Raw genomic sequence first — 22,176 nt, forward strand, 5'->3', positions numbered from 1 at the left:
CCGATCATCAATCATTGCAACAGGACTTGAAGACATGAATACGACCGCCGCGAGCGAAAAGATCGGCTTCATCGGCCTTGGCCTGATGGGACACGGGATCGCCAAGAACATCGTCGACAAGGGTTACGCCCTGACCTTTCTTGGCCGCAAGAACCGCAAGTCGGCGGAAGACCTGCTCGGTCGAGGTGCGAAGGAAGCATCGATCCCGAGCGATGTGGCGGCGGCATCGACAATCGTCTTCATCTGCGTCACCGGCTCACGCGAGGTCGAAGCCATCATTCGCGGTCCCGGCGGCCTCAAGGAGGGTTTGAAGAAAGGCTCGGTCGTGATCGATTGCTCGACCTCCGATCCGGTCTCGACGGTGGCACTGGCAGCGGAACTGAAGGCGCTCGGCATCGATTTTGTCGACGCGCCACTGAGCCGCACGCCGAAGGAAGCCTGGGAAGGCACGCTCGACGCCATGGTCGGCGCGCCGGACGCCCTCTTTGCCAGGGTGAAACCGGTGATCGAAACCTGGGCCGGCCGCATCGTCCATATCGGCGACACCGGCGACGGCCACCGCATGAAGCTGCTCAACAATTTCATCTCGCTCGGCTACGCCGCTATCTATTCCGAGGCATTGGCGCTTGCACAGAAGGTCGGCATCTCGCCGCCGCGCTTCGACAGCGTCATCCGCAACGGCCGCATGGATTGCGGCTTCTACCAGACCTTCATGCGCTGGACGCTGGAGGGCGACCGCGACGCCCACAAATTCTCGATCGCCAACGCCTTCAAGGACTTGACCTATCTGGAATCGATGGCGGGTGCGGCCGGCATCGCCAACCCGCTCGGCAACGCGACCAAGAACTCCTTTGCCGGCGCCCACGCCGCCGGCCCGGCCGAGCAATTCGTACCGATGCTGGCGACACATATCGGCAAGGTCAACGGCGTCGACCTGATGCCGACCAGGGACGGCAAGAAGCAGACGATCTGAGCCAGACGGAGGCGCCGATCACCGCCTTGACCGCCCGATCCCATCGTCGGTGTTTTCAAGCAGTTTGTGCACGGCACTGCGCGCGGCTACCGGACGCCGCAGGCGGATGTTCTTCTCGATCGCCTCATGCAGTTTCTGTGCCTGCCGCTGATCGCCGACCTGCTGCGTCGTGAACGCGAAGAGATGGTCGAGCGCCGACTCGATCAGAACGCCGAGCGGCACCAAAAGATCGTTGCCGGAGGCGCGCAGGATAGCGAGATGAAAGCGCGTGTCGGCGCGGATACGGTCCTGCAGGTTCAGGGCCTCGTTCATATCGCGGCAGGCCTGGCTGATCTCCTCCATCTGCTGGTCGCTGCGCCGCAGGGCGGCAAAGGCCGACGCCTCGGGCTCGATGATGTGGCGGAACTCCTGTACGGTGCGCAGAAAAGCCTCGCGGTCAGGCGCGGTCGCGTACCAGGCCAGCACGTCGCGGTCGAGCAGGTTCCAGCGCTCCTTTGGCTCGACCCAGCTGCCGATCTTGGGGCGCGATGCCAACAGGCTTTTCGCCATCAGCATCTTGATGGCTTCGCGCACCGCCGAACGGCTGACGTTGAACATCTCGGCCCATTTGGCCTCATTGGGCAGGATAGTGCCGGGCGGATAGTCGCCGCGCACGATCCGCAAGCCAATCTCACCGGCCAGCGAGACATGCACGCTCGCTCCCGCGAAGTGCGCCGCACCAGTACGCATGACGGCCGGACGGCGGCTGGCTTGTGCCTTGGTCCGATCGGCTCGCTCTTTTGACTTCTCGTCCGGCATTCACGTTCCAATGCGTCGGCCGTCTGTCGTCCGGGCTGGCCCGAACCTGCACGGTGCGCCGATCTCGTTGCCGAAAAATCCAGACCATGGACGCGCCAAAGCCGGAGCCTGTCGCCCCGAGCATTGCGTCCCGTTCAGGAGTGACGGGACGCCCGTTGCCGGGCGTCCCGAAATCGACAACCTACTTTTGGATGCAGGTGTCGACAGTATCCTTGGTGCATTCGTCGAGGCCGGTGAACACCGGATCGGCGACGGGCTTGCCTTCGATGAGGTCGATCATCACCGACGGCGCCTTGTAGCCCATTTCGAACGGCCGCTGACCGACCAGCGCGGTCACGAGGCCGTCACGGGCGATCGCCACCTCGTCGCCGATCGTGTCGGCGGCACCGATGACGAAGTCGTTGCTGGCAATCCGGTCCTTGAGCGGTCCGAACAGGTCGCGATAGGGCTGCGGCGCGCCGAACAGCGGCCAGCCGCCCATGATACCGAAGGCGTCGAGCTTGGGGTTGGCGGCGAGGATGTCGGTCATCGCCTGTACGCCCTTGGCGCCGTCGTCATTGGTGAACACCGGGCAGCCTGCAACTTCGGTCCAGCCACCTTCACCGGCAAGTGCGGCGAGGCCGTCCTTGCCCGAAAGCGCGTCACGCATGCCCTGGGCACGGCGCAGGATGTTGTCGGCGGCCGGGTTGCCTTCAATGGTGCAGATCGTGCCGCCATTCGGCTTGCCCTTCTTGATGTACTCGCCGATCTTCTTGCCCATCAGATAGTTGTCGGTGCCGAGATAGGTCTTGCGAAGCCCTGCATCTTCCTTGCTGAGGTCCGCATCGACGGTCATGATCGGGATCGTCGGATTGGCGGTCTTGATCGTCTGCGCGATCAGTGGCGCGTTGGACGGCGAAATCGCCATCGCCACCGTGTCGGCCTTGCTCAGCATGTCCTGGACGATCTGCGCCTCGCCGGCTTCATCGGAAGTCGACGCCGGACCGGTGTAGAAGCACTCATATTCCGAGCTGGCGTTTTCCTTGTTCCACTTCTCGCAGCCCTGGTGAATGGCTTCGAAGAACGGATTGTCGAGACCTTTCACGACAATGACGAGCTGTTTCTTGGCCAAAGCCGGCCCGGCGCCAAGCGCCATGGCGGCGACGGCGGCGAGCAAAAGTGTTTTCCTCATGTCAGTCCTCCCTTGGAAACAGACGGACACGGCGTGTCCGCCACACAGATCGACCGGATGCGTGATGACAGAGGGTCGTTGTGCGAGCGCTCATGTCATACGCCAGGCCGATAAGTATTTTCATTTCGGTCAGCCAGATCGAAAACTGACTGGCAACGACCGACAATTCTCTGATGATCCCGCGCGGCAGGCCGGCATGGGATCGGCATATTGATTTAGTCCTCCGATGCTCAGCTAATCTCGGCTCGCGGCCAACGTCAATGCCATTTGTCCTACAAAACTGATTTTTCGAAAGATTCAACTCCGTCCCGCAACAGCCCCCGGCCGCATTTCCCCGACCATTGGCAATTCTTATTCGTCTGACAATTGACGCCTGCGCGGGCATTCGCGTAGATGCAGGTCAGCGCTGTTTCCGGGAGGAGCTGGAAAAGCGTGGCGAAAGCTGCGCCCGGTCCACCGGAAAAGCAGGCAAGGCACGGGGAGGTAAAGGCTGGTGGCGGTTCTCGAACTCACCAACATCTCAAGGCATTTCGGCGCCATCCAGGCGGTCAACGACGTTTCGCTGTCGATCGAGCCCGGACAGGTGGTCGGCCTGATGGGCGACAACGGCGCCGGCAAGTCGACGCTGGTCAAGATGATCGCGGGCAATTTCCGCCCGAGCCATGGCACCATGCGAATGGACGGCAAGGAGTTGATCCTGCACAAGCCGGCGGAAGCCCGCCAGCACGGCATCGAGATCGTCCACCAGGATCTGGCGCTGTGCAACAATCTGACCGCGGCGGCGAATGTCTATCTCGGCCGCGAATTGCGCCGCGGCCTGGGGCCGCTCCGGATCCTCGATTATGCGACGATGTATAAACGCGCAGGCCAGCTCTTCGCCGAATTGAAGTCCGAGACCCGGCCGCGCGACCTCGTCAAGCAGATGTCGGGTGGCCAGCGCCAAGCGGTGGCGATTGCCCGCACCATGCTGTCCCAGGCCAAGATCGTGCTGATGGACGAACCGACGGCGGCGATCTCGGTGCGCCAGGTCGCCGAGGTGCTGAACCTGATCCGTCATTTGCGCGACCAGGGCATATCAGTGGTGCTGATCAGTCACCGCATGCCCGATGTCTTCACCGTCGCCGACCGCGTCATCGTCATGCGGCGTGGCCGCAAGGTCGCCGACAAGGCGATTGCGTCGAGTTCGCCCGAGGAAGTCACCGGGCTGATCACCGGCGCCATCGAACAGGTTTGATTTCAAGCGTTTTCACCATGACAGCAAATGAAGGTCGATGATGGCACTGACAATTGACCAGCCGATCGAGCACAAGCAGCAATCCTTGCTGGCAAGGTTGTTGGCCAGCCAGACTTTCTGGGTGGTGATCTCCGTCATCCTTGCGTGCGTGTTCCTATCGTTTGCCACCGACGCCTTCGCCACGTCGAAAAACCTCTACAACATCACCCGCAACATCACCTTCGTCGCAATCATCGCGCTAGGCATGACCTTCGTCATCATCACCGGCGGCATCGACCTCTCGGTCGGCTCGGTGCTGTGCCTGTCATCGATGGTGCTGGCCGTCACCATGCATGCCGGCTACTCGATCGAGGTCGGCATTCTGGCCTCTATCGCAACCGCGCTCGCCATCGGCGCCTTCAACGGCGTCCTGATCGCCTATCTTGGCTTTCCACCGTTCGTGGTAACGCTCGGTGTGCTGTCGATCGCCCGCAGCCTGGCGATGGTCGCCTCCAACAACACCGTCGTCTTCCAGTTCGGGCCGGACCACACCAAACTGCTGGCATTGGGGGGCGGCGCCTGGGTGTTCGGGATCGCCAATCCGGTTCTTTACATGATCCTTCTGGCGCTGATCACCGGTTTCATCCTGCGCTGGACCAAATTCGGCCGGCACATCTTCGCCATTGGCGGTAATGAGCATGCGGCGACGCTGACCGGCGTGCCGGTACGTCGGATCAAGGTTGCCGTCTACATGATCTCGGCTCTGTCGGCAGGCATTGCCGGCATCATCCAGACCGGCTGGCTGGGCGCCGTCACCACCAATCTCGGCACGGGTATGGAGTTGCAGGTGATCGCCGCCACCGTCATCGGCGGCGCCAATCTGGCTGGTGGCGTCGGCACCGCCTTCGGTGCCATCGTCGGCGCGGCCCTGATCGAAGTGATCCGCAACAGTCTTGGCCTGCTCGGTATCAATGCCTTCTGGCAAGGCGTGTTCATCGGCGGCGCCATATTGCTGGCGGTGCTGTTCGACCGCATCCGCAATTTCCGCCGCAGCGATTAAGCCGGGACAGTCTGTGACAAACTCCCTGTTCAGCCTCGAGGGCCGGCTGGCGCTGATTACCGGGTCTGGCCAAGGCATAGGTTTCGCCTTGGCTCGCGGCCTGGCTGAACACGGGGCAAGCGTGGTGCTGAATGGCCGCGATGCCTCCAGGATCGACAGCGCCGTCGAAAAGCTGCGTGCCGGCGGCTTCAAGGCGCACGCCTCGATCTTCGATGTCACCGATTTTCAGGCAGTCAACACGGACATTGCCCGCATCGAGGCAGAGATCGGTGCCATCGATATCCTCGTCAACAACGCCGGCGTGCAGTTCCGCGCCCCGCTCGAGGATTTTCCCGAGGAGCAATGGGAGCGGCTGTTCAAGACCAATGTTTCCGGCGCCTTCCATGCCGGCAAGGCGGTCGCCCGCCACATGATCCCACGCGGCAAGGGCAAGGTCATCAACATCGGCTCCGTGCAGAGCGAACTGGCAAGGCCGAACATCGCGCCCTACACCGCCACCAAGGGCGCGATCCGCAACCTGACCCGGGGCATGTGCGCCGACTGGGCGAGATACGGCCTGCAGATCAATGCGATCGCGCCCGGCTATTTCCGTACCGAGATGAACCAGGCGCTGGTCGACAATCCGGAATTCTCCGCCTGGCTGGAAAAGCGCACGCCAGCCGGACGCTGGGGCAACGTCGACGAGCTGATCGGCGCCGCGGTGTTCCTCGCCTCCGACGCATCCTCCTTCGTCAACGGCCAAACGCTGTATGTCGACGGCGGCATGACGGCTTCGGTTTGAGGGCTGGCGTTCTTCCCCAAACCGCTATTCGTTCCGGTGCCTATCGCTCAGTCTGAAAATCCGCCCGCGTCGGCTGTCCGCCGCGCTCGTCACGGACTCCCACCTTGACGCAGGCCCAAACTGAGCCGCAATATTCGCGTTGCAGGCGAAGGGAGGCCAGTCGCCTGCGGGAGGAATACCCATGACGGAAGCGATCAGGCTCTACTGGGGCCGGTTCGGACATGTTTCTGTCCTGAATGTCGCAGGCGACTTCGTCACCCATGCCCATGTCGAGGCCCATCTCATCATCTGGCTGGAAGGTACGGCCGGCGAGATGACCATCGGCCGTGAGACAGTTCGGCTCGGCCCCTGCACCGCCGCCGGCATCAACTCCTTCCAGCCGCACAGCCATATCCTGTCGCGGAACGGCACGCCGGGCCTGTTCCTCGCCTTCTACATCGATCCGGACTGGGCGCGCCGCCGCCGCGACCTGCCCTCGTCCGCGCCGCTCTTTTCACAAGCCGCGATCACGCTGGAGCCTTGGCTGCACCAAGCCGCCGCCAATCTGCTCGACCATCTCATCGATAATGAGAGCATCGACGATATCGCCAACTACGAGATCGAGCGTTTCATTGATTCGGTGCTCGACGCCGCCGACGCCTCGGCGCCGCAGGAGGCGCGCGTCCGCATCAGCACCATGCAGGACTTCCGTGTCCGCAAGGCGATCCAGCTGATGAAAGCCAATGTCTGCGAACGCATCTGCTTCGACGAAGTGGCGCGCAGCGTCGGCCTGTCGCGGCCGCATTTCTTCGCTTTGTTCAAGGAACAGACCAATCTGACGCCCAATGTCTACTGGAACACGCTGCGCATGGAGGAAGCGGTGCGGCAGCTGCAATGGTCGCAGGAGCCGCTGATCTCGGTCGCCTGCAATCTCGGCTTCACCACGCAGGGCAATTTCTCGCGCTTCTTCCGCGACCATGTCGGCGTGCCGCCGACGGTCTACCGCGAAGCCGCGCGGGCGATCGCTTAAACCAGCGGCCCGCCACCCTTTTTCAGACTCCTTGATAGGCGTTCAAGACGCATTGATAAGCGCCCCCGGGATGGCCGCCCTACCCTTGCACCGGATCGCTTTGCAAGGGAACATTTGAATGGCCAAAGTCACCATCTCCAGCGTCATCGACGCGCCGGTCGAAAAGGTTTGGGCGCGCATACGCGATTTCAACGGACTGCCAAGCTGGCACCCGCGCATGGTCGAAAGCCATATCGAGGACGGCAAGGACGCTTCGACGATAGGCTGCGTTCGCAATTTTCAGCTCATCAGTGGCGCGCGCCTGCGCGAAAAGCTGCTCGACTTCTCCGACCGGGATTTCCTCGTCAGCTATTCGATCCTCGAGACGCCGCAGCCGCTCACCAATCACAAGGCGACGCTGCAATTGCGGCGCGTTACCGATGGCGACCGCACCTACGCCGAATGGACCGCAAGCTTCGACGCCGCGCCAGAAGAAGCCGACAAGCTTGCCGAGGGCATGGGCGCCAATGTTTTCCAGGGCGGCTTCAACGCCCTGAAGAGCCATTTCGCCGGCCAGAGCTGACAGGAGCCAAACAATGGCGCTAGCACTGCAGACCTTTGCAACGGTCAAGGACGCCAACGCGGCACTGAAAGCCGTCGGCACGCGCTATCTCGGCGGCGGCACGCTCGTGGTCCGCGCGGCCAACGAAGGCGATGTTTCGGTCTCCGGCTTTATAAGGTCGACCGAGCCGTCTTTGTCCGCCATCGTTATTGCCGATGGCAAGGTCCGCATCGGCGCTTCGGTGACCATGTCGGCGATCGCCCGCCATCCGGACCTCGGCACGCTCGCCAAGGCCGCCCGCGCCGTCGGCGGCCCAGCGGTCCGCAACATGGCGACCGTCGGCGGCAATCTGTTCGCCCCGGCTCCCTATGGCGATTTCGCGGTTGCCCTGCTGGCGCTCGACGCCATTGTCGGCACCGATGACGGCGAAACGCCGATCGAGATATTCCTGGCCAATCGGGAAGGCAGCCGCGCCATCGTCACGTCCGTGAGCTTCGCGCTTCCGAAGGCCGACAGTTTCCGCTTCCTGAAAGTGTCGCGGGTCAAGCCCAAGGGCGTCTCGGTGCTCAGCATCGCCAGCGTTCTCGCACTGGCGCCGGATGGCACCGTGTCTTTGGTGCGGATTGCACTGGGCTGCATGGCCGACCGGCCAATGCGTGCCAGCGCGGCGGAAAAAGCGCTGATCGGCAGGACGCTGACCGCTGACGGCATAGCGCCGGCTTTGGCCGCGGCCGGTGATGGCACCTCGCCGATCACCGATCCGATTGCCAGCGCCTGGTATCGCAACGAAGTGCTGCCGGTCCATCTCGGCCGGCTGCTGCTCGCATAATATTTCGTTCGGGGGCGCGCGTCTGTCCGATGGGTTAGGGCAGACGCGCTGGGAGGAAAACATGGCAAAGGTTCCGGTTCAGTTCACGCTCAACGGCGCGGAAACGGCCGAATTCGTCGACAGCGGCACGACGCTGCTGCACGCCTTGCGCGACAAGATCGGCGACACCTCCCCGAAAGGCGGTTGCCATCAAGGCACCTGTGGTGCCTGCTCGGTCATCATCGACGGCGAGCTCCGGCTCTCCTGCCTGACCTTGGCCGAGACCTGCAATGGCGCCGCCATCGCCACGACGGCGGGGCTTTCGGAAGCTGGCGTGCTGCACCCGCTGCAGCGCGCCTTCCTCGACGCCTTCGCCACGCAATGCGGCTTCTGCACGCCGGGCATGATCATGGCCGCCAAGGTGCTGCTCGACCACACGCCCAATCCCAGCCGCGACGAGGTGGTCGAGGCGCTGTCGGGCAACATCTGCCGCTGCACCGGCTACGAGCCGATCATCCAGGCGGTGCTGGCCGCCGCGCGGTCCAACTCTCAGAACGCGGCCTAGAGCCGGATGATTTCAGGTCGATTCGACCTGAAATCTGAATCCGCCTCTAGATCAAAGAGATAGAGCATGATGTCGTCCGAAAACCGCTTCACACTTTTCGGCATCATGCTCTGAGGGAACAAATCAATGGAACTGCGCAAGAGCTACTTCGCCGACGTCCGCAAGGACGATCTGCACGAGATCGGCCAGCCGAGGCCACGCTCGGATTCGCCCGGCCATGTCACCGGCAAGACCGCCTTTTTCGCCGACCGCAATTTCCCCGGCATGCTGCATCTGAAAATGGTGCGCAGCCCGCATCACCATGCCCGCATCCGCTCTATCGACACGTCGGAAGCCGAGAAGCATCCGGGCGTCGTCAGAGTGCTGACCGCCAAGGATGTGCCGCACAATGTCTACACCATCCTCATCCTGATCCAGATCGGGCCGGAGGACGAAACCGTGCTGGCCGATGGCAAGGTGCGCTGGAAGGGCGAGGCCGTGGTGGCGGTGCTGGCCGAGACCGAGCGCGCGGCGCAAGAGGCCGCCGCCAAGGTCAAGGTCGACTATGAGGTGCTGCCGGCCGTCTTCGACATGGAGGAAGCGCTGAAGCCCGGCGCGCCGCTGGTCAACGAATATCACGGCCAGAATTACTACCTCTATGACAGCGGCGAGTGCCGCAAGGTGCGCTTCGGCGATGTCGAGGCGGGCTTCGCCGGCGCCGATCACGTGCTGGAACAGAGCTACCAGTCGTCGCCGATCGAGCATGCGCCGACCGAGACCACCGGCTGCGTGGTGGCGCCCGAGGGCAATGACCGCTTCACCTGCTACACCAACACACAGGCGATGTTCTTCACCCTCGACAACACCTCGATCATCCTGCAGATGCCCGGCAGCAAATTGCATTTCGTCGGCGGCACCGTCGGCGGCGGCTTTGGCGGCAAGGTCGACGTCATCGTCGAGCCCATCGCCATCCTCGGCGCAAAATTAACCGGGCGACCGGTCTGTTTTATCTACAGCCGCGAGGAGGAGATGCAGATATCCTCGCCACGCGCGGCCGAAAAGGTCGTCATCAAGGACGGCGTCATGAAGGATGGCCGCATCGTCGCGCGCAAGGTCACCGGCTATACCGACGCCGGCGCCTATTCGCGCCACTCGCCCTATGGCGCGCAGAAGGGCGCGGGGCATTATCCCGGCCCCTACACCATCCCCAATGTCTGGATCGACACCTACTGCGTCTACACCAACCGCACGCCGTCCTCCGCCATGCGCGGCTTCGGCGTCACCATCGGCGACTTCGCGCTGGAGGTGCAGATGGATAAGCTTGCGCGGCTGATCGGCATGGATCCGCTCGAATTCCGCTTCATCAACGCCTATCGCGACGGCGACATGAAGGCCCACCGCCAGCCGACAGAAGGGGCAGCCCTGATCGAGTGCATGCAGGAAGCCTCGCGCGCCGCCAACTGGCCGGTGGCGGAAAAATTCATGGCGATGTCCTCCTATGTGAAGGGAGCTTGAGATGGCGATCAGGCGTGGACGCGGCGTCGCCGCCATCAACTATCCGACGGGCATGAACCTCGGCGGCGACCCCACGCAGGCGCTGGTGCATTCGACACCGACCGGCAATTTCATGGTGACGCTGTCCTCGGTCGATCTCGGCCAGGGCATGAAGCAGATCATGGCGCAGATCTGCGCCGAGACGATCGGCGTGCCGACCGACCGTGTCGTCGTCGACACCGCCGACACCGACACCGGCCCGCACTGCATGGGCACCTTCGCCTCACGCGGCACGCATCGCGCCGGCAACGCCGTGATCCAGGCAGCGAAAGAAGCCCGCCAGGTGATGCTGGAAGTGGCGGCGGAAGAGCTGGAGGTGAATGCCTCCGACCTCGAGACCGACGGCCAGGGCAACATCCTGGTCAAAGGCGCGCCGCAAAAGTCGATCTCGATCTTCGATGTCGCGCTGTCGGCGCATTTCAAGCGCGGCCGCTCGATCTCGGGTCGCGGCATGTTCCTCATTCCGCGCTCCTATCCGGAGAAAGAGACCGGCGCGATGAAACCATCGACTTGCTACGCGCATGCCTGCACCGTGGCCGAGGTCGAGGTCGACGACGAGACGGGCGAGGTGACGGTGCTGACGGTCAAGAACGTCTTCGAGATCGGCCGCGCGCTGAACCCGAAAATGGTCGAGCAGCAATTGGTCGGCGGCTCCTGGATGGGCATCAGCCACGCGCTGTACGAGACCACCGAGCCCTACTATCCCAACCGCGACCATGGCGGCACCGACTTCAACCAGTATCTGATGCCCGGCCCCGGCGACCTTGCCGAGACCGAGATCATCGTGCTGGAGCGACCCTCGGCCGACGGGCCATACGGTGCCAAGGGACCGGGCGAAATGTGCGCCAATCCGCAAATCCCGGCGGTCGCCAATGCCGTCTTCGATGCCGTCGGTGTGCGCATCGACACGTTGCCGATCACGCCGGAGCGGATCTTGCGCGCGCTGAAGGCGCAAGCGGCGAAATGACTGGGACAAGCGCCGAGACTGTCGCGACCTCGCCGGAGGCGGTGGCGCGGCATCTGGCCGCCTCGCGCTATCTGGCCGATGACAGTCTGGCCACCGCCATCTTCCTGGCGATCCGGCTGGGCAAGCCGCTGCTGCTCGAAGGCGCGCCGGGTGTCGGCAAGACGGAAGCGGCGAAAGCGATCGCCGCGCTGCTCGGCCGCGATCTGGTGCGGCTGCAATGCTATGAAGGCATCGACGCCGCGCACGCGCTCTACGAATGGAATTATCAGCGCCAACTGCTCGCCATCCGCCATGCCGGCGAGCACGAAATCGATATCTATGACGACCGCTTCCTGATCGCGCGGCCGCTGCTGCAGGTGCTGAAGGCGCCCGAGCAGCGTGTGCTGCTGGTCGACGAGATCGACCGCTCGGACCATGAATTCGAGGCGCTGCTTCTGGAATTCCTGTCCGATTTCCAGATCAGCATTCCCGAGCGCGGCACCATCCGCGCCACGGCGCAGCCGATCGTCATCCTGACCTCGAACCGCACCCGCGAGCTCGCCGAAGCGCTGCGCCGGCGCTGCGTCTATCACTGGATCGGCTATCCCGACGCCGAGCGCGAGGCCGCCATCATCATGCTGCGCGCCGGCAATGTGGCGCAAGCCACCGCGCGCGCGGTGGCGGCAGCCGTGCAGACCATCCGCACCCGGGCACTCGCCAAGCCGCCCGGCATCGCCGAGGCGGTCGAATGGGCCAATGCCGCCGCCATCCTGGAGAAGGGCGGCAGCCCTTGGCCGGAAGCCTTCCGCCGCGCCATCGGCGTGCTGATCAAGGACGAAGAGGACCTCTCCTACATCGCGCCGGAGCTTGGCCGCATCGTCGAGGAGGCGCTGGCGTGAGCCGAGACGTCAACAATCCCTTCTCCCCGTTCACGGGGAGAAGGTGCCCCGAAGGGGCGGATGAGGGACGGCGCGACGCTCGGATGTCAGCGCTGCCCCTCACCTGCCTGCCGGCATCCTCTCCCCGTGAACGGGGAGAGGAGAGCTTACCCCGCGCGGCCGCACCCTTACTTGGCTTCGGCCGGCTGCTGCGCCGCTACGGCTTTGCCATAGCACCCGAGCAGGTCTCCTGCTTCATGCAGGCGGTGACGCTGCTCGGGCCGCGCTCGATGGCCGACATCCGCGAGGCAGCGCTCGCCACGCTGGCGCCACCGCCCGACCGTCGCGACGAATTCGAGGCGCATTTCCAAAGCCATTTCTATGGCAACACATCGGCGATGGTCGAAGGCGACGCCGACGAGGAAACCCGCATCAAGGACGATGGCGGCGCCGAGGAAGAGCAGACCGAGGCCAAGCACCACGAAGAAGGCGGAGAGCTATCCTCTGCTCAGGAGCAGTTGAGCCGCCGCGACTTCCAGCGCGACGATGACGACCTTGCCGCTTTCCGCCGCAAGCTCGCTTCCGCCCTGCCCGCCCGCCGCTCCTTCCGCACCGTGCGCACCCACTCGCGCGGCAAGCTCGACCTGCGCCGGTCGCTGCGGGAGATCGTCAGCGCCGATGGCGATGTCCCCTCACCATTGCTGCGACGCCGCCAGACCGTGCCGCGCAAGCTGCTGATCCTCATCGATGTGTCCGGCTCGATGAAGCTGCACACATCGGATTATCTCAAGCTGGCGCATACCGCCGTGCAAGGCGCGGACCGCGCCGAGATCTTTACCTTCGGCACGCGGCTGACCCGCATCACCGGGGCGTTGCGCATTCGCGACCGCGACCAGGCGTTGGCCCGCGCGGCCGCGCAGGTCGACGACTGGGACGGCGGCACCCGCATGGGACCGACGCTGCTCGCCTTCCTGTCGGTGCCGCGCTTTTCCGCTTTCGCGCGCGGTGCCGCGGTCGTCATCCTGTCCGACGCGCTGGAACGCGGCGACCATGCCGAGCTGGAAATGGCAATGCGCCGGCTGAGCGCCCGCGCGTTCCGACTGTCGCTGGCAACGCCGTTGGCCGGCGACCCGCGCTTCCGGCCGGCAACGGCAGCACTTCGCGCCATCCTGCCGGTGATCGACGATCTCGTCGACGGCTCGTCGCTCAAGGGTCTAACCGATTTCATCCTGTCGCTCGCCCGCCCTGCCCCGGCGGCGGCGACAATCTGGAAGAGGGTTTCATGATGCAGAAGGCAATCGACGCGCATTTCCACATCTGGCGCCAAAAGGATCAGCCCTGGCTGGTCGGCCCGATGGTGCCGCGCATCTTCGGCCCCTACGAGCCGATCCGCCGCGACTATCCGATCGAGGAGTTTCTGGCCGATCAGAAGGGATCCGGCGTCGAAAAGGCCGTCTATGTCCAGACCAACTGGGCCAAGGAGGATTTCGAGAAGGAAGTCGCCTTCCTGCAGAAGACCGCTGGCGAGACCGGCTGGCCGCATGCCATCGTCGGCTACACCGACATGACCGTCGACGACATCAGGCCCCAGATCGACCGCTTGAAAAAGTATCCGCTGCTGCGCGGCGTGCGCATGCAGTTGCACTGGCACGAGACGCCGGCCTTCCGTTTCGCCGCCTCGGCCGATCAGGTCATCGACCGCAAGGTGCGAGCGAATGTGGCGCGCCTGAAGGACTATGGCTTGTCCTTCGATCTGCAGCTTTTCCCTGCCCAGATGAAGGACGGGCTGACGCTGGTCGGCGAGAACCCGGAGACGAACTTCATCCTCACCCATGCCGGTATGTTAACCGGCATGGAGCCGGAAACCACCGAAGCCTGGAAGGCCGGCCTGCGCACGCTGTCGGCCGCACCCAATCTCTACGCCAAGCTCTCCGGCCTCGGCACCTTCGTCCACCGCAACGACCCGGCGCTGATCGCCTATATCGTCGACAACGCGATCGAGATCCTGGGCGCTGACCATCTGATGTTCGGCTCGAACTTCCCGATCGAGAAGCTATGGACCAGCCACGCCGACCTGATCAAGGCGCACCGCAATGCGGTGGCCAAGCATGGCGCGGCGGCGGAGGCTGATATCTTCTGGAACACGGCGGAGAAGGTTTACCGGCCGGTGTGAGGGCCTCTCACTTCACCTCGAACTGCGGATCGACCGGGATCTGCATCGCGGTCACGAGATGGTTGGTCTGCCCAGCCAACCCGATGATCGACACCAACTCGCCATGCTGCGCGTCGGTCATGCCCTTGGTCCGGGCCGCCGCCGTGTGCGAGTGGACGCAGTAAGAGCAGCCATTGGCGGTCGACACCGCGATATAGATCATCTCCTTGGTCAGCGGATCGATGGCGCTGTCGGCGACCATCACCGCCTTCAGCTGTTCCCAGATCCGCTTCAACGCCGGGGGATCGTTGGCCAGCCCACGCCAGAAATTGTTGACGAAATCGGATTTGCGCGTCGCGCGGATGTCATCGAAGACGGCCTTCACCGCCGGGATTTTCTCCACCTCGGCATCGCTGAGGAGTCTTGTGGTGGCCATGGCGTGATCCTTTCGTTTCGATCGATGAACGTTAAATCAAGTTTCAAGCAAAGGCGGCTAACCAGCTTCTTTGACTCAGTTTCTGGCGCGCAATAGCCTGAACTCGTCATCCTAGGGCGAAGCAGGAGCGAAGCTCCGTCGCGGAGACCCTGGGATCCATTCCGTGACGTCTCTCGAAGTGTACGGCGGAGCGGAATTCTGCACCGCAGCAGCGCTACGGAGTCCCGGCATGGATCCTCGGGTCTGCGCCGCGTCGCTGCGCTCCTTGCTCCGCCCGTGGATGACGAAGAGGCAGAGGCCTTCGCCAATCGCCAACGTATGCGCACCGCCAACCACCAGCCAAAAATCTAATGCACGGCCGCGTACATGATCTTCTCCTCCGTGGCCTCCGCCGGTGAAAACTCCTCGACGATGCGGCCCTGGCGGCAGACAAGAATACGGTCGGACAGATTCATGATTTCAGGCAGATAGGACGAGATGACGACGACGGCCAGGCCCTCGTCAGCCAGCCGGTTGATGATCTGGTGGATCTCGGCGATCGCGCCGACATCGACGCCGCGCGTCGGTTCGTCGAAGATGACGATGCGCGGCCGCTGCACCAGCCCCTTGCCGATCACCACCTTCTGCTGGTTGCCGCCGGAGAGCTCGACCACGCGCGCATTGTCGTTGATCGCCTTGATGTTGAGCGTCTTGGTCCATTCGGCCGACAGCGCGCGCATCTCCTGCGCGTTGATCACCCAGGCCTTTTCGCGGCCCGCCGCCAAGAGCCCGCCGAACAGGTTCTCGGCAATGCCCATCGTCTCGAAAATGCCCTCGCTCTTGCGGTCCTCGGTGACATAGACGATGCCGTCGGCCACCGCTTCGCTCGGCACGAGATAGCGCACTGGCCTGTCATCCAGCTCGATGGCGCCGCCGCGCAGGAAATCGCGCTTGTAGATGCCGGAGACGATCTTGAACGTCTCGGTGCGGCCGGAGCCGATCAGCCCGAACACGCCGGTGATCTGGCCCTCGAAGATCGAGAAGGACGTGTTGCGCACGACATTGCTCATCGAGATGTCCTGCACCGACAGAACCTTCCGGCCTGCTTTGCGCAGCTTGGCTTCATCGCGCTGCCGGTAGATCTGCCCCGACAGTGTGCGCCCGACCATTGCGGCGACGATCCTGTCACGGTCGAAGGCGGACGTGTCGTCGGTGATGACCAGTTCGCCGTCACGCAGGATGGTGATGCGGTCGGCAATCAGCAGTGCCTCTTCCAGCGCGTGGCTGATGAAGACGATGGAGACGCCGTTCGCTTTCAGCCTGCGGATCAGCGCGAAGAAATGGCGTTTCTCCTCCGGCGTCAGCGTCGCCGTCGGCTCGTCGAAGATGATGATCTCGGCATTATGGTGCACCGCCCGTGCGATCTCGACCATCTGCCGCTTGGCCGCACCCAGCGTTGCCACCATGGCGTTCGGGTCGACCGGAAAATTCAGCGATTGCAGGAACTGCTGAGCCGAAATGTAGGTGCCGCGCAGCCGGTTGAGGAACTTTTCGGTGCCGAGATAAAGGTTCTGCGCCACCGTCATCGACGGCACCAGGCTGGTCTCCTGGAACACCATGGCGATGCCGGCCTCAAGCGCGGCATGCGGCGAAGCGTAGGCGATCTCCTGCCCCTTGTGGAACATCTTGCCTGACGTGGCGTCGACCACACCGGCGATGATCTTGGTCAGCGTCGATTTTCCCGCGCCGTTCTCGCCGAGCAGCGCGTGGATTTCTCCCTTGCGCAGCTCAAAGCTGACGTTCTTCACCGCCGGTACGCCGCGATAGTTCTTGGTAACGTTCTCCAGCCGGACGATCGGTTCCATCAAAAACCTCCCGATGCGAGGTCGATCACCAGCACGCAGTCACCGCCCCTGGAGGCGATGAACAGGCTGCCGTCCTTTTCCGCCACGCTGCAGATGCCGTGGCGCGTGCCGTTGGCGCGGCTGTGCAGGCTGAATTGCGGCTGCATGTTTTGATCGAGCTTGACCACCAGCCCATAGGATCGGCTCGGCGACCATGGCTTGTGGATGCCCATGGTGCGGATACCGCCGCATTGCAGCGGTTCGAGGAAACTGCGGCTGGAGGCAAGCGCCGGCGCGATCCAGTAGGCCGGCGGCACCTGGTCGAGCATGTCCTGCCGATAGTGCGTTTCCTGCAAAACAAATTCGATCAGCCGGTTGCGCGGCGCAAACAAGGTCAGCCAAGCTCCACCATCAACGGCAGGCGATAGGCGCGCGGGATAGCCTGGGAGATGCGTCAACACCGTCGAACGGTTGCCCGTCGCGCCATCGAAGCGGACAAGCTGATGGCGCCAGCTTTCACTGACCAGAACATCCCTGCCGACGGGATAGAGCCCATAGGGGAAGGCGATGTCGCCGGCCACTTTGCGGAAGCCGCCACCTGCCGCATCCCGCTTCCAAAGCGAACCGGACGCTCCCTTCTTCATCAGGTCGGCGGCCCATTGCGAGGGCACGTGCTCGGCCGAGCCATTGGCCAGCCACAGCGTGCCATCGTCTGCATAGGCAAGTGCGGTGATGCAGCTGAGAGCAGCCGGCAGCGGAACCTCCTTGTCTGATATCAGCAGCTTGCCGCTTTCGAGCCCGACCGTCAGTTGGCCGGATGGCGACAGCGCCAGCGCCGTGACGGGAGACGGGAAAGTTTCGACAACCTTGGGCTCCGTTCCGGCAGCAATCGAATAGATTGCGTTGCTGCTGGAGGCCAGCAGCCGCTCGCCAGACACCAGCAGATTGTCCGGCTCGGTCAGTTCAGCAAAAGCCGGCGCATCGTCAAGCCGCGTATTAGGGCGAAAAGCACCGTCGAGCGGCGGGATGGTCACCGCCTTGCCGCGAAACAGGTCGAGCACCGGATCGAGGATCATGATTTCGCCCCCCAATAGGAAGCGGGGCTGGTCCAATTCGGATCGGCGCCAGCGATCTTGTAGCGGCCGATGCGGTTGTTGAGGATACCGCCGACGAACAGAAAACCCTTATGCTCGCGCATCGAGGTGACCATCGGATGCGCGTCGCCGGTGAGGTCGCCCATCGCCTCGACGATGCCGCCGGTCTCGTTGAATTTCACCACGCCGCCGGTGTTGATGTTGGGGAACAGCCATTCATCCTGCGGCAGCCGGCGCGTCATGCGCTTGCGCATGTCAGGGTAGCGCAGCGACAGGTCGAAGCTCGGCGTGCGCATGCCCAGCCAGGCCATCCAGTAATTGCCGTCGGAGGCGCGGTTGATGTTGTCGGGATAGCCCGGCATGTCGCGGATGACGCATTCGGCGGTGCCGGCCTTCGGCCCTTCCAGCCAGTAGCGATGCACGCGGCAGGCCCAGCTTTCGGCGAAGAACAGCGACTTGCCGTCATGCGCCATGCAAACACCATTGGTGTAGCGGTAGCCGTCGAGCAGCGTCCTGGTCGAACCGTCCTTCGGGTCGTAGACCAGCAGCCGGCCGGTGGCGCGGTTCTCGATCGAGTCCAGCGCCCAGTCATGCGCATCGTAGCGCTTGGTCGAGTCGGTGAAATAGATGCGGCCATCGGGTGCGATGTCGCAGTCGTTGGGATCGCGCAGCCGCGCATCGTCGACGATCGAGGTCCACGAACGCGATGTCTCCGCTGACAGGCGTTTGACCTCCCGATCCGGCGAGACCGAATAGAGACCCATGGCGCCGACGCAGCTGATCAGATTGCCCGATTTGTCGAAGGCGAGGCCCAGCGGAAAGCCGCCGATGTGGGCAAACACTTCCGACCTGACATAATCCGGCGCGAAGAAACGGACGATCTCGCCGTGGCGCGTGCCGCAATAGAGGTTGTCGTCGCGGTCGAGGATGACATCTTCCGGCCCCTCCAACTCGCCAAGCCCGATATGGTCGGCGGCAGACAGCCTGTTGTCGAGCTCGTAGGGCGTGCCGGAGCCGGGTGCGGCCGACTGTGTCTCGCCCATCTTGAGATAGACCGGCGCGACATAGACCTCGTTCAGCACCTTGTGGCGGTTCTTCAGCCAGCGGATGTCGATGGTCACCGCCACCGCAAGCATGATGCCCAGCACCATCTGGTTGGTGCCGGTGCCGTAGCCCAGCCGGATCAGCCCGTTGGTCATGGTCAGCACGATGATGGCGCCCATCAGCCCCTTGATCACCGAGCCGCGGCCGCCACCGAGGCTGACGCCGCCGACCACCGCCGCCGTCAGTGCCATGATCTCGAGGTTGAGGCCGGTGCCCGGCCCTGCCCCGGTTAGGCGGCAGGCGATGAGGAAGCCGCCGATCGAGGCGCAGAAGCCCGAGAAGACATAGGTCATGAACACTGTGCGGCGCACGCGGATGCCGGCATTGTGCGCCGAGCGCCTGGAGCCGCCGACCGCCAGCACGTGCCAGCCCGGCCGCGAGCGCGTCAGCGCGATATGGGTGACGATGGCCAGGATGATCGCCAGCCACACCGAGACCGACAGCCCCCAGAACGTGCTGTCGCCGATGAAGTCGAGCACATCCGATGTAGCGGTCGAGAGCTGCACGTCGGCGGCATAGGTGGTGACCAGGATGTCGAACAGCGCCCGGCCGAAGATGAAGGTGACCAGCGTGGTGAGAAAGGCGCGCAGCCTGAGATAGCCGACGAGATAGCCGTTGATGGCGCCGAAGATGAGGCCGGTGGCGAGCGAAGCGGCCATCGCCAGCCAGATCGACTGTTCGAGGATGAAGAAGACATAGACGGCGGAAAAGCAGGATAGCGCGAAGATCGAGCCGACCGACAGGTCGATGCCGCCGCCCAGCATCACCACCGTCATGCCGGTGACCACCATCGAGAACTCGCCGAGCTGCCGGGTCGATTCCTGCAGCGCGGTCAGCTTGAAGAAGCCGGGAATGATCGAGCCGAAAATTGCCAGGGTCGCCACCAGCGCCAGGAACGGAATGGCGTTGTCGGTCCAGCGTTTGGTCAGGATCTCGCCGACGACATGGTCGGGCACGAGATTGTAGCGCCAGGACTGGAGGCGTTCGCGAAAGGACATCGGCTGCTGCTATTCCATGAGGGAACGAGGTGACCGGATCCTTCCGGCCACCTCGCGTATACTTCGGTCGAAAAAGTGCGGCTTACTTTGCAGCTGCCGCTTGCGCCTGCAGCGCCTTCAGGTCCCAGCAGCTGTCGGGCTTGAGGTCGGCCTTGGTCGTGGCCTTCTCCAGTGTGTAGATGTAGGTGTGCGAGGTGCCGGCCGGCTGGCCGCTCTGCAGCAGGAACTTGATGATGGCGTTCATGTCGCCCGACTGGCGGGCAAGATCGGTCATCACCACGGCGCCATAGGTGCCGTCCTGCAGCTTGTCGCAGTCGGCCGCCTTCTCGCCGCCGCCGGTGGTGACCAGAAACACCTTGCCGTCGAGCTTGGCATCGCGGATCGCGGCGGAAGCGCCGGTGGCGTCACCGTCCCAGAAATCGATGATCGAGCAAATGTCCGGGTTCTGCTGCAGCATCGTCGTCGTCACGTTGCGCGAGGTCGTTGCGTCCCAGTTGGAGTCGGGCTTCGCCACCACCTTGAAGTCGGGATGCTTGTCCAGCACCTTCATGATGCCGGCATACTGATAGAGGCTCGACGAATTCGCCTGGTCGCCCTGCACGAGGCCGATCTTCTTCGACGAGGCTTCGCCGCAGCCCTTGATCGCCGCTTCGGCCTCGAGCTGGCCAAGCCGGTCCCAGTCGCTGCCGATAAAGGCGTCGGCCGGGAAGTTGGCGGGATTGTCGACCAGGATGACGTAGGTGCCGGCGGCCTGCGCCTTCTTCATCAGCTTGGAGTAGGAGTTTAGGTCCGGTGCATGGATGATCAGCACATCAGGCCTGGTGTCCGACGAGATGGCGTCGGTGATCGCCTGCGCGCCGGCATCGACGACCCAGTTCGGGTCGCGCGTTTCGAACACGCCGCCCCAGGCCTCGACTTCGGTCTTCAGATAGTGCGCCCAACCCTGCGCAAGATCGAAGCCCATCGCCAGCGGCACCAGCATGACACGCTTGCCCTTGAGTACCTGCGCATAGGCGGCCGGGCCGGGATCGTCGGCGGCGAAGGTTGGCGCCACGAAGGCGGTGACGGCGAGTGCCGTGGCGGCGGCCATCAATGTCCTGATGAATTTCATGTCAGATCCTCTCGTTTTCGATTTTCATTGCCGGCCGATCGGGATGGATCGGACCGGGTACCCCTAGATGTCACCCTGCTGGGCGGTCTGCTCGTCACGTGGATTGATGATGCCGTCGACGATGATTGCCCCCAGCAGGATCGCCGCCTTGATCAGGTTCTGGTAGAGCAGCGGAATGTCGATGATGGTCATGGCGTTGAGCAGGATGCCGATCAGCGCCGCACCGACCAGCACATTGCGCACCCCGCCGCGCCCGCCGGACAGGCCGATGCCGCCGATCACCGCCACCAGCACGATGTCATAGAGCAGCGTCGAATTGACGACGCGGGTGTTGATCGAATGCAGGCTGGCCGCCGTCAGCAGGCCGGCGATCAGCGCGACGAAGGCGGAAAGCACATAGCGCAGCACCAGCATCGGCCGCACCGGAATGCCGATGTTGCGGGCGGCCACCGGATTGTCGCCGGCGAAATAGATGTAGCGGCCCCATTTGGTGTAGCGCAGGAACAGGAAGAACAGGAACGCCAGGCCCGCGAAGACGAACACCTCGATCGGAATATCGAGGAAGCGCAGGCCGCCCAGCAACTCGACCCAGTGGCCCTGCGGCACCGGCACGGCGTCCTGTGTGATCAGCTGCGAGCGCACATAGCCGAAGACGAAGGAGCCCGTCGCCAGCGTCACGAAAATCGCCGGCACATCGGCATAGGCAACGAGAAAGCCGTTGAGCAGACCGATGGCCAGCACGCCGGCCATCACATAGGCGAAGGCCAGCCCGTCCGGCGTCCCCGAATTCAGCAGTTGCAGATACCAGGCGACCGACATCGCCATGATCGCCACCGCCGAGAGGTCGATGCCGCGGCCGATGATGACGACGGCCATGCCGAGCGCCAATATGCCGAGCACCGACACGGAGCGGACGATGGCGACGAGGTTGTTGGGGTCGATGAAGCCTGGCAGGCCTATTGCCGCGGCGACGAACAGCACCACCGCGATGGCAAAGACAATACCTTCCTGATTCAGGCTCCTGACATTCGGCCAGCCGATCGTGTTCATGTCTGCGTTTGCCCCGATGGCAGGTGCCGCCATTCCTGGGAAGAAAGCTAGAGCGGGATGAAATGAGACTGAATCGGCGGGGATTCCCTTCGGCGTGCAAATCTGATTCAACCTTCTTGCTGGGCAAGGAGG

At 63.6% G+C, this 22,176-nt stretch carries 21 protein-coding genes; 13 read left to right on the forward strand and 8 right to left on the reverse strand.

Annotated elements, in window-relative coordinates; all coding sequences use genetic code 11:
- The first annotated feature begins 34 nt into the window (after nucleotides 1–34).
- Nucleotides 35–973 (forward strand): NAD(P)-dependent oxidoreductase, encoded by a 939-nt coding sequence (locus NKH03_RS05170; protein ID WP_352967447.1) that lies wholly within the window; start codon nucleotides 35–37, stop codon nucleotides 971–973.
- Between the two features lie 18 nt (nucleotides 974–991).
- Here NKH03_RS05170 and NKH03_RS05175 read toward each other — a convergent pair whose 3' ends face one another.
- Both NKH03_RS05175 and NKH03_RS05180 read right to left on the reverse strand, forming a co-directional pair.
- Nucleotides 992–1,771, reverse strand: coding sequence for a FadR/GntR family transcriptional regulator (locus tag NKH03_RS05175; RefSeq protein WP_352865575.1), 780 nt, complete (start codon nucleotides 1,769–1,771; stop codon nucleotides 992–994).
- Between the two features lie 181 nt (nucleotides 1,772–1,952).
- On the reverse strand, nucleotides 1,953–2,942 hold the full coding sequence (locus NKH03_RS05180) for a sugar-binding protein (protein ID WP_352865576.1): 990 nt from the start codon (nucleotides 2,940–2,942) through the stop codon (nucleotides 1,953–1,955).
- Nucleotides 2,943–3,435: 493 nt separating this feature from the next.
- On the opposite strand from NKH03_RS05180, the gene NKH03_RS05185 reads away from it, so the two are divergent.
- From NKH03_RS05185 to NKH03_RS05240, 12 genes are all read left to right on the forward strand, one after another.
- Nucleotides 3,436–4,176 (forward strand): ATP-binding cassette domain-containing protein, encoded by a 741-nt coding sequence (locus NKH03_RS05185; protein ID WP_352967449.1) that lies wholly within the window; start codon nucleotides 3,436–3,438, stop codon nucleotides 4,174–4,176.
- A 40-nt stretch (nucleotides 4,177–4,216) separates the two neighbouring features.
- Nucleotides 4,217–5,215 (forward strand): ABC transporter permease, encoded by a 999-nt coding sequence (locus NKH03_RS05190; RefSeq protein ID WP_352865604.1) that lies wholly within the window; start codon nucleotides 4,217–4,219, stop codon nucleotides 5,213–5,215.
- A gap of 13 nt (nucleotides 5,216–5,228) precedes the next feature.
- Complete coding sequence (locus NKH03_RS05195) at nucleotides 5,229–5,996, forward strand: SDR family oxidoreductase (RefSeq protein ID WP_352967451.1); 768 nt, start codon at nucleotides 5,229–5,231, stop codon at nucleotides 5,994–5,996.
- A 181-nt stretch (nucleotides 5,997–6,177) separates the two neighbouring features.
- Nucleotides 6,178–7,005, forward strand: a complete 828-nt coding sequence (locus NKH03_RS05200; protein ID WP_352967454.1) for a helix-turn-helix domain-containing protein — start codon at nucleotides 6,178–6,180, stop codon at nucleotides 7,003–7,005.
- A 118-nt stretch (nucleotides 7,006–7,123) separates the two neighbouring features.
- A complete protein-coding gene (locus NKH03_RS05205) occupies nucleotides 7,124–7,567 on the forward strand; it encodes an SRPBCC family protein (RefSeq protein WP_352881449.1) in 444 nt (147 codons plus the stop codon).
- A gap of 13 nt (nucleotides 7,568–7,580) precedes the next feature.
- Nucleotides 7,581–8,375, forward strand: coding sequence for an FAD binding domain-containing protein (locus tag NKH03_RS05210; RefSeq protein WP_352967456.1), 795 nt, complete (start codon nucleotides 7,581–7,583; stop codon nucleotides 8,373–8,375).
- Nucleotides 8,376–8,436: 61 nt separating this feature from the next.
- The gene (locus NKH03_RS05215) at nucleotides 8,437–8,919 is read left to right on the forward strand and encodes a (2Fe-2S)-binding protein (protein ID WP_352881444.1); all 483 of its coding nucleotides are present in this window, start codon (nucleotides 8,437–8,439) and stop codon (nucleotides 8,917–8,919) included.
- A gap of 126 nt (nucleotides 8,920–9,045) precedes the next feature.
- Nucleotides 9,046–10,413, forward strand: a complete 1,368-nt coding sequence (locus NKH03_RS05220) for a xanthine dehydrogenase family protein molybdopterin-binding subunit (RefSeq protein WP_352967457.1) — start codon at nucleotides 9,046–9,048, stop codon at nucleotides 10,411–10,413.
- A gap of 1 nt (nucleotide 10,414) precedes the next feature.
- Nucleotides 10,415–11,419: a xanthine dehydrogenase family protein molybdopterin-binding subunit gene (locus NKH03_RS05225; RefSeq protein ID WP_352967459.1), complete on the forward strand. Its 1,005-nt coding sequence runs from the start codon at nucleotides 10,415–10,417 to the stop codon at nucleotides 11,417–11,419.
- A complete protein-coding gene (locus tag NKH03_RS05230; RefSeq protein WP_352967461.1) occupies nucleotides 11,416–12,297 on the forward strand; it encodes an AAA family ATPase in 882 nt (293 codons plus the stop codon). Before NKH03_RS05225 ends, NKH03_RS05230 begins: the two co-directional genes overlap by 4 nt.
- Nucleotides 12,298–12,380: 83 nt before the next feature.
- Nucleotides 12,381–13,562, forward strand: coding sequence for a vWA domain-containing protein (locus NKH03_RS05235; RefSeq protein WP_352967463.1), 1,182 nt, complete (start codon nucleotides 12,381–12,383; stop codon nucleotides 13,560–13,562).
- Nucleotides 13,562–14,449, forward strand: coding sequence for an amidohydrolase family protein (locus NKH03_RS05240; protein ID WP_352967479.1), 888 nt, complete (start codon nucleotides 13,562–13,564; stop codon nucleotides 14,447–14,449). Before NKH03_RS05235 ends, NKH03_RS05240 begins: the two co-directional genes overlap by 1 nt.
- Nucleotides 14,450–14,456: 7 nt before the next feature.
- Here NKH03_RS05240 and NKH03_RS05245 read toward each other — a convergent pair whose 3' ends face one another.
- The 6 genes from NKH03_RS05245 to NKH03_RS05270 form a co-directional block, all read right to left on the reverse strand.
- Complete coding sequence (locus NKH03_RS05245) at nucleotides 14,457–14,864, reverse strand: carboxymuconolactone decarboxylase family protein (RefSeq protein ID WP_352967465.1); 408 nt, start codon at nucleotides 14,862–14,864, stop codon at nucleotides 14,457–14,459.
- 347 nt (nucleotides 14,865–15,211) lie between these two features.
- Complete coding sequence (locus NKH03_RS05250) at nucleotides 15,212–16,708, reverse strand: sugar ABC transporter ATP-binding protein (RefSeq protein ID WP_352967467.1); 1,497 nt, start codon at nucleotides 16,706–16,708, stop codon at nucleotides 15,212–15,214.
- Entirely contained in the window at nucleotides 16,708–17,763 is a 1,056-nt protein-coding gene (locus NKH03_RS05255; RefSeq protein ID WP_352967469.1) for an SMP-30/gluconolactonase/LRE family protein, read from the reverse strand. Before NKH03_RS05255 ends, NKH03_RS05250 begins: the two co-directional genes overlap by 1 nt.
- Nucleotides 17,760–19,883 carry an ABC transporter permease gene (locus NKH03_RS05260; RefSeq protein ID WP_352967470.1) on the reverse strand — a complete coding sequence of 708 codons (2,124 nt, stop codon included), beginning with the start codon at nucleotides 19,881–19,883 and terminating at the stop codon, nucleotides 17,760–17,762. The genes NKH03_RS05255 and NKH03_RS05260 overlap by 4 nt, the downstream gene beginning before the upstream one ends.
- 82 nt (nucleotides 19,884–19,965) lie before the next feature.
- Nucleotides 19,966–20,994 (reverse strand): sugar ABC transporter substrate-binding protein, encoded by a 1,029-nt coding sequence (locus tag NKH03_RS05265; RefSeq protein WP_352967472.1) that lies wholly within the window; start codon nucleotides 20,992–20,994, stop codon nucleotides 19,966–19,968.
- A gap of 63 nt (nucleotides 20,995–21,057) precedes the next feature.
- The gene (locus NKH03_RS05270; RefSeq protein ID WP_352881422.1) at nucleotides 21,058–22,044 is read right to left on the reverse strand and encodes an ABC transporter permease; all 987 of its coding nucleotides are present in this window, start codon (nucleotides 22,042–22,044) and stop codon (nucleotides 21,058–21,060) included.
- Nucleotides 22,045–22,176: the final 132 nt, after the last annotated feature.

Source organism: Mesorhizobium sp. M1406 (assembly GCF_040317555.1).
Lineage (GTDB): Bacteria > Pseudomonadota > Alphaproteobacteria > Rhizobiales > Rhizobiaceae > Mesorhizobium.

Coding starts and splice junctions, on each gene's coding strand:
- NKH03_RS05175 (WP_352865575.1), bottom strand. CDS start 1,771: ATGCCGGACGAGAAGTCAAAAGAGCGAGCCGATCGGACCAAGGCACAA.
- NKH03_RS05220 (WP_352967457.1), top strand. CDS start 9,046: ATGGAACTGCGCAAGAGCTACTTCGCCGACGTCCGCAAGGACGATCTG.
- NKH03_RS05245 (WP_352967465.1), bottom strand. CDS start 14,864: ATGGCCACCACAAGACTCCTCAGCGATGCCGAGGTGGAGAAAATCCCG.
- NKH03_RS05170 (WP_352967447.1), top strand. CDS start 35: ATGAATACGACCGCCGCGAGCGAAAAGATCGGCTTCATCGGCCTTGGC.
- NKH03_RS05230 (WP_352967461.1), top strand. CDS start 11,416: ATGACTGGGACAAGCGCCGAGACTGTCGCGACCTCGCCGGAGGCGGTG.
- NKH03_RS05200 (WP_352967454.1), top strand. CDS start 6,178: ATGACGGAAGCGATCAGGCTCTACTGGGGCCGGTTCGGACATGTTTCT.
- NKH03_RS05250 (WP_352967467.1), bottom strand. CDS start 16,708: ATGGAACCGATCGTCCGGCTGGAGAACGTTACCAAGAACTATCGCGGC.
- NKH03_RS05225 (WP_352967459.1), top strand. CDS start 10,415: ATGGCGATCAGGCGTGGACGCGGCGTCGCCGCCATCAACTATCCGACG.
- NKH03_RS05215 (WP_352881444.1), top strand. CDS start 8,437: ATGGCAAAGGTTCCGGTTCAGTTCACGCTCAACGGCGCGGAAACGGCC.
- NKH03_RS05235 (WP_352967463.1), top strand. CDS start 12,381: ATGTCAGCGCTGCCCCTCACCTGCCTGCCGGCATCCTCTCCCCGTGAA.
- NKH03_RS05270 (WP_352881422.1), bottom strand. CDS start 22,044: ATGAACACGATCGGCTGGCCGAATGTCAGGAGCCTGAATCAGGAAGGT.
- NKH03_RS05210 (WP_352967456.1), top strand. CDS start 7,581: ATGGCGCTAGCACTGCAGACCTTTGCAACGGTCAAGGACGCCAACGCG.
- NKH03_RS05180 (WP_352865576.1), bottom strand. CDS start 2,942: ATGAGGAAAACACTTTTGCTCGCCGCCGTCGCCGCCATGGCGCTTGGC.
- NKH03_RS05260 (WP_352967470.1), bottom strand. CDS start 19,883: ATGTCCTTTCGCGAACGCCTCCAGTCCTGGCGCTACAATCTCGTGCCC.
- NKH03_RS05240 (WP_352967479.1), top strand. CDS start 13,562: ATGCAGAAGGCAATCGACGCGCATTTCCACATCTGGCGCCAAAAGGAT.
- NKH03_RS05190 (WP_352865604.1), top strand. CDS start 4,217: ATGGCACTGACAATTGACCAGCCGATCGAGCACAAGCAGCAATCCTTG.
- NKH03_RS05255 (WP_352967469.1), bottom strand. CDS start 17,763: ATGATCCTCGATCCGGTGCTCGACCTGTTTCGCGGCAAGGCGGTGACC.
- NKH03_RS05205 (WP_352881449.1), top strand. CDS start 7,124: ATGGCCAAAGTCACCATCTCCAGCGTCATCGACGCGCCGGTCGAAAAG.
- NKH03_RS05265 (WP_352967472.1), bottom strand. CDS start 20,994: ATGAAATTCATCAGGACATTGATGGCCGCCGCCACGGCACTCGCCGTC.